The sequence below is a fragment of the Exiguobacterium sp. ZWU0009 genome (assembly GCF_000798935.2).
Taxonomy (GTDB): domain Bacteria; phylum Bacillota; class Bacilli; order Exiguobacteriales; family Exiguobacteriaceae; genus Exiguobacterium_A; species Exiguobacterium_A acetylicum.
This window is the reverse complement of the sequence record NZ_CP018057.1, coordinates 2,421,048-2,434,021: the sequence shown is the minus strand read 5'-3', so window position 1 is coordinate 2,434,021 and position 12,974 is coordinate 2,421,048. Positions and strand designations below refer to the sequence as shown.

The window sequence follows — 12,974 nt, the reverse complement described above, 5'->3', positions numbered from 1 at the left end:
ATTAAAAGACAGAGTCACGTGCCATCTCTGCAGCGTGACTACCGGCGCAATGACCCGTCACGAATGCAGCTGTGATGTTGTAACCACCTGTATAGCCATGGATATCAAGAATCTCTCCGGCAAAGAATAACCGCTCAGCTTTTTTCGACATCATCGTCTTTGGATCAATCTCTTTGATCGAGACACCACCACCCGTGACGAAAGCTTTATCAAAGTCGAGCGTTCCTGTTGCTTTCAGTGGGAATCGTTTTAATTTTTGTAAGAAGTCCGTCCAGTCCTGTTTCTTGACTTGTGTGCAGACTTCATCGCCAAATCCGATTTGAGCAAAGAGAAGTTCAAGCAGACGTTCCGGCACGAAGCCGCGGAGGGCATTGCGCACCGTTTTCTTCGGGTTTGCTGCAAGCGCGGCTTGGAAGCGTTCCGTTAACGCACCGAGTGATTCGTCCGGGAAGAGATCGATTGATAGATGGACGATCGTTTCCTTCGAACGTTTGCGCTCCTTGATCGTGTACTGGCTACAGCGTAAAGCAATCGGACCGCTTAAACCGAAGTGTGTGAAGAGTAGATCACCCGTATGTGTTTTGATTGCTTTGTCCTTTTTACCGTGGACCGTTAAGGCGACGTCACGCAGCGACAGCCCTTGTAATGTTTTTTCGTGAATGAACGTATCCCCTAATAAGATCGGGACTTCGGTCGGGAAGAGCTCTGTGATCGTATGACCCGCTTTTTCAGCCCACGGATAGCCGTCGCCTGTCGAACCGGTATGCGGAACGGATTGTCCGCCAACCGCGACGATACAACTCTTTGCTTCAAGGCGCATGCCGTTCTCTAAGAGGACAGCTGCAAAAGAACCGTCCGGATGGAAGTCGAGCGTAGCGACTTGCGCGTCTGTTTGAATCTCAGCGCCATGCGCGCGAATTTGATCAATCAATACACGAACGACATCTGCGGCTTTATCCGAAACAGGGAACATCCGCCCGTTGTCTTCTTCTTTGAGTGCGACACCAAACCCTTCGAAGAGTTCGATGATCGATTCATTGTTGAATTGAGAGAAGGCGCTGTAAAGAAAACGTCCGTTTCCCGGAATCGACTGGACGAGCTCATCGAGTGGTTTTCGGTTCGTGACGTTACAACGTCCGCCGCCTGAGATTGCAAGCTTCCGACCTAATTTATTTCCTTTATCAAGCAGGAGCGTCCGAGCTCCAGCCTGTAAAGAGGCGAGCGTCGCCATCAAGCCGCTCGGTCCGCCTCCGATTACGATTACATCGTACATATGGTCACCTCATTCATAGAATTCTGCTTGTTTCACTTTAGCAGAAGTTGTGACTGTAAACAAACCGTCTCTTTCAATTCAAGATAGACAGCGGTATAATGATTTGCAATTGTGTACGAGAGAACTTGTATAATGAGACAGTCACGATCAGAGTGTCGAGTATAAAAATTAGAAAGCGTGAGGGATGTTACCATGTCCACAGTCAGTAATAAGCAGTCTACTTCTTCCGGCAATTCAGGGTTCGTTCGTGGAACGATGCTCCTGTCCGGTGCGTCACTGATTTCCCGCGCACTGGGTTTGATTTATCTCTTTCCGTTTCAGTTCATGGTCGGCGCGACGGGCATCATGTTCTATACCTATGCCTACAATTATTATGCGATCATGATTGGACTCGCGACAGCGGGGATTCCTGTCGCCGTCTCGAAATTCGTCGCGAAATACAATGCACTAGGTGAGTACGATACGAGTGAACGATTATATCGGTCTGGTCTGAAAATCATGTCCTTGACCGGGATTGTTTCCTTCCTCGCTTTATTCTTTCTCGCACCGTATTTAGCACACCGGGCCATTCCGGGTGGTGACGTTGATTCAGCAGCATACGTTGATGCTGTCACGATGACGATTCGGGGCGTAAGTTTCGCTTTACTCTTGATTCCACCGATGAGTATGACCCGAGGCTACTTCCAAGGGTATCAATCGATGGGACCAACAGCGATTTCGCAAATCTTGGAACAAATCGTCCGGATCATCTTCTTGCTTGCAGGAGTCAGCATTGCGATTTATTTATTTGATTCAGGTGCAGCATTTGCCGCAACGATTGCAACGTTCAGCGCCTTCATTGGCGCAATCGGTAGTGTCGCGGTTCTGATCTATTATTTCCGCAAACGTGCCAGCGGCTTGCAGGAACTTCGTGCTACTCAAACCGTCCGTTCGCCGGATCGCCCGTTAACGGATTTGTATAAAGAATTATTGACGTATGCGATTCCAATCGTCATGGTCGGTCTTTCGACACCCCTTTATCAAGTCATCGACCAGAATACGATGAATGCCGCCTTACAAAATATCGGCTACACGCTCGAAGCGGCTGGAAACGCGACTGCCTATCTGATTGCGGATAGTCATAAGATTGTCTTGATTCCGGTATCGGTCGCAACAGGATTGTCGTTGTCGGCAACTCCACTGTTGACAGCTTCCTTCACGCAAGGCGATATGCGGAAAGTACGGGCTCAAATCTCACAGATTTATCAACTTGTTTTCTTCGTGACGATTCCGGCAGTCGTCGGAATGATTCTTTTAAGCGAAGAAACGTTTCATGTACTCTTCCCGAAAGATCAAGCAGCATGGGTCTATCTGTTAAGCTATGCACCGAGTGCCTTATTCCTTGCCCTGTATTCTGTTACGGCAGCAGTCCTTCAAGGGATTAACCGTCAGTACTTCACGATCATTGCGACCCTCGCAGGATTACTTGCGAAGTACCTCTTGAATGCGCCATTGATTCATTTGACGGGTGATGGAACGGGTGCTGGTTATGCGACGATCATCGGTTATCTCGTTGCGACGGGATTGATGTTCTTCCGGATCACACAAACAGTGAAGTTCCCATTCAGTACCGTCTTGCGCCGGACATCATTGATTCTAATCATTAGTGCTTTGATGGGGGCGGGTGTCGCGCTTGTGAAGTGGGGAATGGTGTCCTTCTTACCAGAGACGACATGGGCATCTCTTTTGATCCTGATCATTGGTGCGGCAGTTGGAATCGTGATTTTTGCTGGACTCTCGATTTGGAGTGGTTTAGCAGAAGTCGTATTAGGACGGAAAATTTCATTGAAACGAGGACGAGGTCATGCGTCTAGATAAATTATTATCTAACATGGGGGCAGGCTCCCGAAAAGAAGTAAAACTTTTGCTTAAGGCAGGAGCAATTCAAGTCGATGGTGAAATCGTTCGTGATCCGAAACAGCATGTCGATGTTGAGTCGCAACAGGTTCTGATGTACGGCGAACCGGTCACGTATCAAAAATACATCTACTTGATGATGAATAAACCACCGGGTGTCATTAGTGCGACAGAGGATAAACGAGATGAGACCGTCATCGATCTGTTGTTTGAAGACGTGACGTATTTCAAACCGTTTCCGGTCGGACGACTTGATAAGGATACAGAAGGCTTATTGTTACTGACAAACGATGGAGCGTTCAATCATGCCTTGATGTCTCCGAAGAAACACGTTGAAAAAACGTATTACGCGGAAGTGACAGGTGTATTGACGCAAGAAGACGTCGAGGCAATTGCGGCAGGCGTCACCTTAGAAGACGGTTATCAGGCAAAGCCAGGAAAACTCGTCATCTTATCGACGACAGAAACAGATTCAACGCTTGAATTGACGATCACGGAAGGGAAGTTCCATCAAGTCAAACGGATGATGCTTGCCCTCGGTAAAGAAGTCACGTTCTTGAAACGGCGCTCGATTGGTCGCTTGGAGCTTGATCCGGCACTTGCACTCGGGGACTACCGTGAACTGACGCAAGAGGAATTGTCGTTATTTGATTGGCAACCTGAATAAGCAAAACGAAAAGGCGATGGAATGAATGTACATTCCATCGCCTTTTGTTATGGGATTCAATTATTGATTACGCAGTGCTTCCGCGATCGGATAAGGACCGCTGAGTACTTCGAATACACGCGATTGTGTCGGATGATCAATCAAGTGAACGAACAGCGCCGCAACATCGTCACGAGGCACCTTACGATCTTCGTATGAATCAAAATGCTCTTTCGTTTCAACAGTACCTACCGGGTCATCGTAGCTGAGTGGGCCAGGACGGACGATCGTATAATCAAGTCCGCTTTCTTTTAGGTGAGCGTCTGCTGCTGCTTTCGATTCGAGATATACTTTTAGTTCGCCTTTCGGTTCTTCCGTACCGACTGAACTGAGCATTAGGAAACGATTGATCCCGTTGGCTTTTGCTGCATCGATGACTTTAATCGCGCCTTCCTGATCGACGGCACGTGTCAATTCGTCCGATGCGCCACCAGCACCCGCTGCAAAGATAACGACGTCCGCATTACTGACGACGCCACTGACATCCTTCGTCAAATCCCCAAGTCTGACTTCAGATGCACCGAGTGCAATCAAATCATTGATTTGATTTTCTTCCCGTACGACAGCGATCGCTTGGTGATCTCCTTGTTTAGCGATCAATTCGACCAACTTACGTCCCGTCGTTCCGTTTGCTCCAATGATTAAAATATTCATTCTTATCATCTCCTTCTCCCAATAGCTATACCCCACGTTTTAAAAAAGATAACAAAAAAAGACGCGAAGAATCGCGTCATCGAAAGATATACATAGTGAAACAGTGGATCAACCCGCTTGCTTTTGTTTCTTACTCGACGTCCATGTACCGCGTCGAGGGCTCACAATGAGATTGTTGTATTCGAGCACGTTCAAATCCCGCTGGACGGTCCTTGAAGTGATGCCAAACTCTTCAACCAACTCTGCTGTCGTAGTAGCTCCGTTCTCTTGGATGTAGAGATAAATCGATTTAATCCGGGTCAACATACGGTCTGTAGAATCTTTCATTGGTATAACCACTCCCCCAATGGATAGAATAGTGTTCTAAAGCTTCGGGTGACAAAAGACAATGCAATATCCAGTTGTTTCGCCTTTAGTATAACGTTTTGATATTAAAATGCAAGTAATTTAACCGAACGTTTTCATAAAAAACATATTCAAATGGTTTGTAAAGTCGATGATTCAGGTTTTATTTAAGATTAATGTTCGTCATTTCAATAAATAAAAAAGAAAACAGAATTTGGATGTTCGTATCTGAACGAATATTCGCTATACTAGGAAGGTGTATAGGAAACGAATCCAAAACCCGTAATGAAGGAGCGAAATCAGATGGTGAATTGGAAAGAGGAAGTACTCGCACGTCGCGAGGACTTATTGGAAGATTTAAAAGAACTATTACGGATTCCGAGTGTACTCGACGAATCGACGATCGAAGAGGGCGCACCGTTTGGTCATGAAGTCAAACGTGCCCTCGATTGGATGCTCGCGACAGGGGAACGCGATGGGTTCACGTCAAAAAATGTCGATGGGTATGCAGGACATTTGGAGTATGGTCAAGGGGAAGAGTTACTCGGTATTCTTTGTCACTTAGACGTCGTACCAGCTGGTGGCGATCACTGGACATACGGTCCATTCAACCCGACGCTTGTAGATGGAAAACTGTATGCGCGTGGAGCAATCGATGATAAAGGACCGACGATGGCAGCGTATTATGCCCTGAAAATCGTCAAAGAGCTTGGCTTACCACTCTCGAAGCGCATCCGTCTGATTGCAGGAGGGGATGAGGAGAGTGAATGGCGTTGTGTCAATCATTACTTCAAACATGAAGAGATGCCAACACTCGGTTTTGCACCAGATGCCGACTTCCCGATCATCAATGCGGAAAAAGGACTCTATGATGGGTTATTGATTCAAGGGAAACCAGCGCAAGCCTCGGATACAGGCTACCATCTCGTTCGTTTTGAAGGTGGCGAACGTCCAAACATGGTTCCAGGTCATGCCCAAGCGCTTCTTCGTGTCGTCGAAGTAGGAACGCTTGAAACGGATTTCCATTCTTATCTTGAAGAACAAGGTTTGACGGGAACAGTCAAGCAAGAAACAGAAGGTCTCGTACTTGATGTCAACGGTGTCGCAGCCCATGCGATGGAGCCGGACAACGGTAAAAATGCTGCCTTACATTTGGCACGTTTCCTCAATACGCTTCACTTGGATTATAACGGTCGTCGTTACATTCAACTCGTGACGCATATGTTCCGGGATTCTCGCGGTGTAGCAATTGGTGTCGCTGCTTCGGATGAAACAGGTGACTTGACGATCAACGGTGGCGTTTTCCGCTATGCTGAAGAACAAGGAACGGCGTCGATTAACATCCGTTACCCGTATACGGCAGACTTCACGGAACGTCTGCAAATCATTAAGGAAGCCGCGGCAGGATATGGTTTTGAATTGCAGACGCGGACGCATATGACACCGCACCATGTCGATCCAAACCATGAATTGATCAAGACGCTAAGTGCCGTTTATGAGCGTCACACGAACCAATCAGCTGATCTGATAGCGATTGGTGGCGGCACATATGCGCGTTCGTTGACGGCGGGAGTTGCTTTTGGTCCAGTCTTCCCGGGTGGTCCTGAAGTTGCCCACCAAGTCGATGAATATGTTGATTTTGATGAACTATTGCTTGCTGTCGCAATCTATGCAGAAGCGATTTATGAGCTCGCAAAATAATGATTGATGATCCCCGCATCGTAAAGATGGGGGGATTGCTTCTTGAAAGGAAGTTCCGTGTGAAAAATCGTCAAACCTATCATTTCCAAGCCTTATATTTCTTTATTTTCTTTGGACAAGGAGCGCTCATTCCGTATCTCGCGCTTTATTTCTCAAACGACGCGTTCGGACTGTCGGCTTCAGAGATTGGAACGATCGTTGCGATTGGACCGATTCTCTCCATTTTCCTACAACCTGTCTGGGGAATCGCGGCGGATCGCCTCGGGAAGCCGAAACGACTCTTACTCGTCGCGATGCTTGCTGCCGGTATTTTTACACTCAGTTACTTACTGACTTCTGCTTATCTACTTTTATTGTTGATTTCTTGCGTCTGGGCGTTGTTCCAGTGCGCGCATATTCCGCTCGTGGATACATTAGCGATCGAGTACACGCGAAAGCGTAAGGTGGATTATGGTGCTTTACGTCTTTTCGGCTCAGCAGGGTTCGCTTTAGCTGTTTTTGTTCTTGGGCAAATCACTGAGGATGGCGGACTAAATCTGATTTTTTATGCAACCGGTGCAGCATGGGTTCTCGGTTTCCTTGTGCTGATCGGTATTGAAGAGACGGGCAGCGTCCATGTTTCACATCAGCAACCCGTACCGCTAAAACAGCTCTTTTCGAATCGACGCTTCTTGTTATTCCTAGCAGGGGGAAGTTTAATCTTCGGACCAATCTTCGCCAACAATTATTACTTTGGTAGCTACGTCACGATTCGTGGCGAGACGACGGCACTCGTCGGAACACTATTCTTTGTCGCCGTTCTGTGCGAAATTCCGTTCATGCGCATCGCCTCGCGTCTGTTATTACGATTCGGAGCGATTCCGGTTCTTGTATTCGTCTCCTTGTTGTCGGCTGCGCGGACGGCGATGATTGCTTTAGAACTTCCGATCGTCACGCTATGGGTATTATCTGCGATGCAAGGAATGATCGTTGGTCTGTTGATCCCTGTCGCCTTAGATTATGTCCGATCGCTCGTTCCAGAGACGATGGTCGCAACAGCCGTCAGTACATATATGGCAATGACGACGGGACTCGCGACAGCGTTGTTTAATCTGATGAGTGGTTTTGTACTCGAGGAGAGTACAATCTATACCGTCTTTTGGGTATATACAAGTAGTAGTATCCTAGGCGCGATTCTGTATGGTATTAGTGGTCGTATGAAGGAGTGAACGCGACGATGAGACAAGAACAACACTTTTTCATTGCTTTGCCGATCCCTTCTAAAGATTTGGCAAATCTTGCTGAACGGTTATCGCTACCAGAGTACTTTCGTAATGTCTATACGTTAGAAGAGTACCATCTAACACTTCGTTTTTTCGGTCCATTAGAGGAAAAAGAACAGCAGTCGTGGAAACAGCAGTTACAGCAGATCGCACGTACGATGGAACCCTTCGTGCTGCGATTCGATCGTTTGATTACGTTTGGTCGGGGTGAACGACCACGCGTCGTAGGATTTGGAACAGAATCGAAGGAATTGTTTCAACTAGTGGAACAGATTGATCCGAATTCGACTAGACCATTCGTTCCGCATGTCACGATCGCGAAAAAATGGCGCACAGAGGCAGCCGAATGGAAGACGAGTCCGATCCGATCAGTAGAGTGGACTGTTCGTGAACTCGTTCTATTTGAAGTACGACCAGAGGTTTCACCGCGATATGAGCCGGTTTACCGGATTCATCTAGGTGAAGAGGAATGAGGTGATCCCCATCGCAATTTTGATGAAACTATATGACTTAGATAGTCGATTTGAAAAAAATCCGCTAGAGATGACGAAACGATTCGGTGAACACCAAGCACTTGATTATGCCCATGTCTATCGCAGATGGGAGGCAGGAGAGTTGTTTCCAGGAGAAACGCTCATCCGTCCGAAGAAGTGGTGGCAAGTGATGAAAAAAAGTGAAGTCATTCAACTTCCGGGTAAACAATTATCTCGAAGAGCGTTTGATAAATGGTACAAAAAACGTCTCGAGTTACAAAAACTCTTGAACGTCACTGGCGGAGCAGGGGAGGAGGACATTTGGCGGATTCCATTGAAACGTCATTTAGACTTCTACCAGATGCTGCATCTACTAAATGAACAGTATGCGATGTTTTATCGAGCGGTCATCCAATATCAAGTCGGAGAAGTCGAGTTGAGTCCGTTCGTCGTCGGTCCGTCTGCGATCTATATCATGGAATGGCTTGATGGCGACGAAAGTATCTATCATATCCGACGAGATAAGTTATGGCGGGAGCAGCCGTTCAAGGCTTCTGCGAAACAAATCTTGAATCCGAACATCGGTTTAAAGCGGACAGAAGATATTTTACGGGTCGTACTCGGACGTGATTACGTCTTGCCGATTGAACGAGTCATCCTCGCCCCTTCAGGTTATTTTGATCAAATTCCAAAAGAAACAACGACGACTTATGTCAATAAAGTCGATTTTCCGAATTGGGTGCAACGGATGAATGCGAATGCGACACATACAAAGGCATTTCAGATGCGGGTGTGTGAAAAGATCCTAAAAGAGACGGTATCGATTCCGTTTCACATGGCGATTCAAAGTGAGGGGCAGTCTCGAATCCAAGAGTAAGGGAGGGAGCGACGGCATTGTCGTTGCGAAAGAGATGACGAACCAAGAAGTAGCGGTACCAGTGATCCGGGCGGAGTTCTTGTCGTTCCAAAGCATCCGGGTCGAGGTCGAAGGCAATCCGTCAATCCACTGGTCGCTTGAATGTGATGGACAATCACTTGCGATCCAGCAAGTCGAGACACACCGTGAGGAACAATTGGTGGTTTATGAATTGACGGTTCTGGAACCAGTCGAGCTAGAATGCCGATATGAGGTATTCGGAGCGGGTAGGTCAATCCGCGTCGTTCCCGACCGGTTAGTCCGGACGGAAGTATTCGAGCGCAAGTACCGTTACGAAGGGGAGCTAGGTGTCTGGGAAGAAAAGGGCGCATTTCACTTTGCTGTTTGGTCACCGGTCGCAGAACGGATCATGTGTGTCGTGTACGATCAAGATGAACAATTGCTCGGAAAGCACGAAATGGAGCGACAAGAGCAAGGTGCCTATCATCTTCACCTGGAACAAGATATCGCAGAGTGCTGGTATCGGTATGAAGTGACGACATACCTTGGCACACAGGAGGTCGTTGATCCGTACGCTAGTGCGATATCGGAGAATGGTCGATACGGCGTCATCGTTGACGTCGAACGGACGATTTCCAAGTGGTTCCCGAAGCGCGTCGCGCGTCCTCTGTTCGTCAAACCGTCAGACGCTGTCATCTACGAAGCGAATATTCGTGATTTCACGATCGATCACTCAGCTGGTTCAAGTCATCCGGGTCAATACGCAGGGATGACGGAACGAGGGACGTGCTCTCCTCGAGGTCATGCGACGGGACTTGATTATCTCCTGGATCTCGGGATCACCCATCTGCAATTGCTACCAGTCCACTTTTTTGAGACGACCGATGAACGAACGCGGTCTCCGTATAACTGGGGATACGACCCAATGCTTTGGTTCGGGTTAGCTGGGAGTTATGCGAGTTCGGTTGAACCACTCGTTCGCGTCAGAGAGTACGCGGAAATGGTAGAGCGGCTCCATGAAGCAGGCATTCGTGTCACATTCGATGTCGTCATGAATCACGTCTTCATTCGAGAACGCTCCTCTCTCGAACAGCTTGTCCCTGGTTATTATTTCCGCTACGAAGTAGACGGGACACTATCGAACGGAACGGGTGTCGGAAATGATACCGCATCCGAGCGATTCATGATGCGCCGCCTCATCGTTGACTGTTTGACGTACTTTGCTCGTGTCTACCGTATTGATGCCTTTCGATTTGATTTGATGGGGATTCATGACATTGAGACGATGAATGATGTTCGTTCGGCGCTCGATGCGATTGATCCAACGATTCTGGTGTATGGAGAAGGATGGGATCTTGCGACAGCGTTACCGGAACGATTAAAGGCGATGAGTGCCTCTGCTGCGCAAATGCCGCGGATTGCCCATTTTAATGATGTGTTCCGTGACGCGTTAAAAGGATCGACGTTCAGTGAGTTCGACCGAGGATTCGTTGCGGGAGATGGCTGGAAGGAAGGGGAGGTCCGAAACGGAATTGCGGGAAGTATTCACATCGACAATCAAACGTACGGACGTTTTCCGGAACCTACCTATTCCATCAATTACGTCGAGGCGCACGATAATCATACGTTATACGATAAATTAAAGTTATCTTGTCCAGGGGCGGATGAACTGCAATTATTGCGGATGAGTCGCCTAGCTCAGACGATTGCCTTGTTTGCGCAAGGGATTCCGTTTCTTCACGCAGGTCAAGAGTTTTTGCGCACAAAACAAGGTGTTGAAAACAGCTATAACGCACCAGACGAGATCAATCGAATGGACTGGGAACGGCGGGATGATCATCTGTCCCTTGTAACCTACATCAAGACGATTTTGCAGATTCGTAGAATGCATGGCGGATTCCGATTGCACCGAGCGAATCAGATTCGCGAGTTGCTTCATTTCATCGACTTACGTCCGGGTGTCATCGCTTATGAACTTGGAGCGGTCCACTCGTATGATGCATGGCAACGCACGCTCATCGTTTACAATACGACGCGCGAAATCGTTGAAGTCGGACTGGAGCATTCGCGCTGGAATGTGCATGTACAAGGGGATGAGGCCTCGGTCGACCCGCTTCTAAAAGGTGTCGACAGGATTCAGGTCCTTCCGTTGTCAACGACGATTGCAACGTGTTAAGATAAGCATTGTGCCTTAGGCAAATCTACTAAAAAAGTTGAGCGGATTATAATGGAATTAGATATTTTAGATGCGCTTGGCGAAGGCTGGACCCTTACGCCAGCAGGTGGAATCACAGGAGAAGCGTACATCGCTTCAACCGGACAATCGAAGTTGTTCTTAAAACGAAATTCATCGCCGTTTTTGGCGATTTTATCCGCAGACGGAATCGTTCCGAAGTTATTATGGACGAAACGGATTTATAGTGGGGACGTCATCAGCGCCCAACAGTTCATTGAAGGGAACGAGTTAGAGCCCGAAATGATGGAACGCCCTGAAGTAGCACGTTTGCTTGGGAAAATCCATGATTCGAAGGAATTACTGTTCATGCTACAACAGCTTGATCAGCGCCCGATTGAACCTGATGAGTTATTGCGACAATGTCGTTTGTACTTCCAACCGGATGATTTAGAGGATCCGGAGCTCGTGGAACATGCGATGGTTTACCTCGAACAAAATCTGGAGCAGGTAAGAACGGATGAGCAGGTCGTTTGTCATTCAGATTTGAACCACAATAACTGGTTGACGGGAGCAGACGGTCAACTCTACCTGAACGATTGGGATGATGCGATCATTGCTGACCGTGCGTACGATCTTGGAATGATGTTATACAGTTATGTCGACGAAGCAGCTTGGCCAGAATGGTTTGAACATTATGGACATCCATTGACGAGTGATTTGAAGCGACGCATGCACTGGTATGTCGTAGCGCAAGCGGTACTATCACTCTACTGGTATGAAGATACGCGTCATCCAGATGTCGACGACAGTTATCATTTTCTTGAACAGCTACTTGAATACTCAAACGACTAAAAAGCGTGTCATTCCGAAAGGGAACGACACGCTTTTTTTGCTTAACCTTCTGCGATTTTAATTTCTTTTTCAATATCGTGACTTTCGAGATCTGCCGATCGATAAGCCTCTGTCGTCGGTAGACGTAAATCAAGTTGCGACTTTTCTTCGAATGTGACGGTGACGTTCTTGACTGTGTAGTCAAAGACGTGACCACCACCTTCGTGGGCAGCATCGATGAAATGAAGATGATATCCGGCGACGGCGATCCCGTGACCGAATCGTGGTGTATAGTATCCGGCAAGCGTTCCTTCCGTGTGCTCGAACGTACGAGCACTTTGAGAAGCGACAGCTTCCGTAATCGGAACGAACGGCTTCTCCTGACGCGCAACGGTGCGTGTCTGAACCTCCGTGAACGTTCCATCAATCCGGATAGCATAAAAGCTATTGATCGTAGGGAGTTGTTCGTTCAGCCAGTGCTCAAACGTCGCTTTTGACATCTCTTCCGTCACGGTCAGGGTTTGTTCCGGCTCGAAACGGGTTAATGTCGCGAAAGGGGTCGTCGTCTCGGGTTGAAGCGGTCGAGCGCTACCATCTGAGCGGAGTTGATAGAACTGTCCATCGAATCCAATCATCTCACCGTCTAAGTGGTCAAACGTTCCGATACCGAAATCACGTTGATCAAGGACGGAAGCGTACGTCACTTCACTCTCGAATACGCCGTCAAGCAGTGCCATCATCGTTGAAATCTGGACGAGTGTTTTATCGTGTGCCATGTGA

Annotated in this window: 12 protein-coding genes; 8 read left to right on the top strand and 4 right to left on the bottom strand. The window is 47.8% G+C overall.

Annotation, left to right across the window (positions count from 1 at the left end; genetic code table 11):
• Window position 1: 1 nt before the first annotated feature.
• Window positions 2-1,273, bottom strand: coding sequence for a BaiN/RdsA family NAD(P)/FAD-dependent oxidoreductase (locus tag L985_RS12715; RefSeq protein WP_047393480.1), 1,272 nt, complete (start codon window positions 1,271-1,273; stop codon window positions 2-4).
• A 192-nt stretch (window positions 1,274-1,465) separates the two neighbouring features.
• On the opposite strand from L985_RS12715, the gene L985_RS12710 reads away from it, so the two are divergent.
• Complete coding sequence (locus tag L985_RS12710; protein WP_047393482.1) at window positions 1,466-3,130, top strand: putative polysaccharide biosynthesis protein; 1,665 nt, start codon at window positions 1,466-1,468, stop codon at window positions 3,128-3,130.
• Entirely contained in the window at window positions 3,117-3,836 is a 720-nt protein-coding gene (locus tag L985_RS12705) for a pseudouridine synthase (RefSeq protein WP_047393985.1), read from the top strand. Before L985_RS12710 ends, L985_RS12705 begins: the two co-directional genes overlap by 14 nt.
• A 60-nt stretch (window positions 3,837-3,896) precedes the next feature.
• On the opposite strand, the gene L985_RS12700 is transcribed toward L985_RS12705, so the two are convergent.
• Both L985_RS12700 and L985_RS12695 read right to left on the bottom strand, forming a co-directional pair.
• Entirely contained in the window at window positions 3,897-4,529 is a 633-nt protein-coding gene (locus tag L985_RS12700) for an SDR family oxidoreductase (protein WP_047393485.1), read from the bottom strand.
• 108 nt (window positions 4,530-4,637) lie between these two features.
• Window positions 4,638-4,856 (bottom strand): DeoR family transcriptional regulator, encoded by a 219-nt coding sequence (locus L985_RS12695; RefSeq protein WP_023469095.1) that lies wholly within the window; start codon window positions 4,854-4,856, stop codon window positions 4,638-4,640.
• A 321-nt stretch (window positions 4,857-5,177) separates the two neighbouring features.
• On the opposite strand from L985_RS12695, the gene pepV reads away from it, so the two are divergent.
• Genes pepV through L985_RS12665 form a run of 6 tightly spaced genes read left to right on the top strand, consistent with a single transcriptional unit; the run spans window position 5,178 to window position 12,215 of the window.
• Window positions 5,178-6,575 (top strand): dipeptidase PepV, encoded by a 1,398-nt coding sequence (pepV, locus tag L985_RS12690; RefSeq protein ID WP_047393487.1) that lies wholly within the window; start codon window positions 5,178-5,180, stop codon window positions 6,573-6,575.
• Between the two features lie 59 nt (window positions 6,576-6,634).
• On the top strand, window positions 6,635-7,783 hold the full coding sequence (locus L985_RS12685) for an MFS transporter (RefSeq protein WP_047393490.1): 1,149 nt from the start codon (window positions 6,635-6,637) through the stop codon (window positions 7,781-7,783).
• Window positions 7,784-7,791: 8 nt separating this feature from the next.
• Window positions 7,792-8,310, top strand: coding sequence for an RNA 2',3'-cyclic phosphodiesterase (gene thpR, locus L985_RS12680; RefSeq protein ID WP_029342376.1), 519 nt, complete (start codon window positions 7,792-7,794; stop codon window positions 8,308-8,310).
• Window position 8,311: 1 nt separating this feature from the next.
• Entirely contained in the window at window positions 8,312-9,187 is an 876-nt protein-coding gene (locus L985_RS12675; RefSeq protein WP_231925647.1) for a hypothetical protein, read from the top strand.
• Between the two features lie 34 nt (window positions 9,188-9,221).
• Window positions 9,222-11,363 (top strand): type I pullulanase, encoded by a 2,142-nt coding sequence (pulA, locus tag L985_RS12670; RefSeq protein WP_047393492.1) that lies wholly within the window; start codon window positions 9,222-9,224, stop codon window positions 11,361-11,363.
• A 51-nt stretch (window positions 11,364-11,414) separates the two neighbouring features.
• On the top strand, window positions 11,415-12,215 hold the full coding sequence (locus L985_RS12665; protein ID WP_029342373.1) for a phosphotransferase family protein: 801 nt from the start codon (window positions 11,415-11,417) through the stop codon (window positions 12,213-12,215).
• A 41-nt stretch (window positions 12,216-12,256) separates the two neighbouring features.
• Here the strand turns inward: L985_RS12665 and budA are convergent, their stop codons facing one another.
• The gene (gene budA, locus L985_RS12660) at window positions 12,257-12,970 is read right to left on the bottom strand and encodes an acetolactate decarboxylase (protein WP_047393495.1); all 714 of its coding nucleotides are present in this window, start codon (window positions 12,968-12,970) and stop codon (window positions 12,257-12,259) included.
• Between the last annotated feature and the right edge of the window lie 4 nt (window positions 12,971-12,974).

Excerpts from the sequence above, each read along its gene's own strand:
- budA (WP_047393495.1), bottom strand. The coding sequence starts at position 12,970 with ATGGCACACGATAAAACACTCGTCCAGATTTCAACGATGATGGCACTG.
- L985_RS12700 (WP_047393485.1), bottom strand. The coding sequence starts at position 4,529 with ATGAATATTTTAATCATTGGAGCAAACGGAACGACGGGACGTAAGTTG.
- L985_RS12705 (WP_047393985.1), top strand. The coding sequence starts at position 3,117 with ATGCGTCTAGATAAATTATTATCTAACATGGGGGCAGGCTCCCGAAAA.
- L985_RS12710 (WP_047393482.1), top strand. The coding sequence starts at position 1,466 with ATGTCCACAGTCAGTAATAAGCAGTCTACTTCTTCCGGCAATTCAGGG.
- L985_RS12695 (WP_023469095.1), bottom strand. The coding sequence starts at position 4,856 with ATGAAAGATTCTACAGACCGTATGTTGACCCGGATTAAATCGATTTAT.
- pepV (WP_047393487.1), top strand. The coding sequence starts at position 5,178 with ATGGTGAATTGGAAAGAGGAAGTACTCGCACGTCGCGAGGACTTATTG.
- thpR (WP_029342376.1), top strand. The coding sequence starts at position 7,792 with ATGAGACAAGAACAACACTTTTTCATTGCTTTGCCGATCCCTTCTAAA.
- L985_RS12715 (WP_047393480.1), bottom strand. The coding sequence starts at position 1,273 with ATGTACGATGTAATCGTAATCGGAGGCGGACCGAGCGGCTTGATGGCG.
- L985_RS12665 (WP_029342373.1), top strand. The coding sequence starts at position 11,415 with ATGGAATTAGATATTTTAGATGCGCTTGGCGAAGGCTGGACCCTTACG.
- pulA (WP_047393492.1), top strand. The coding sequence starts at position 9,222 with ATGACGAACCAAGAAGTAGCGGTACCAGTGATCCGGGCGGAGTTCTTG.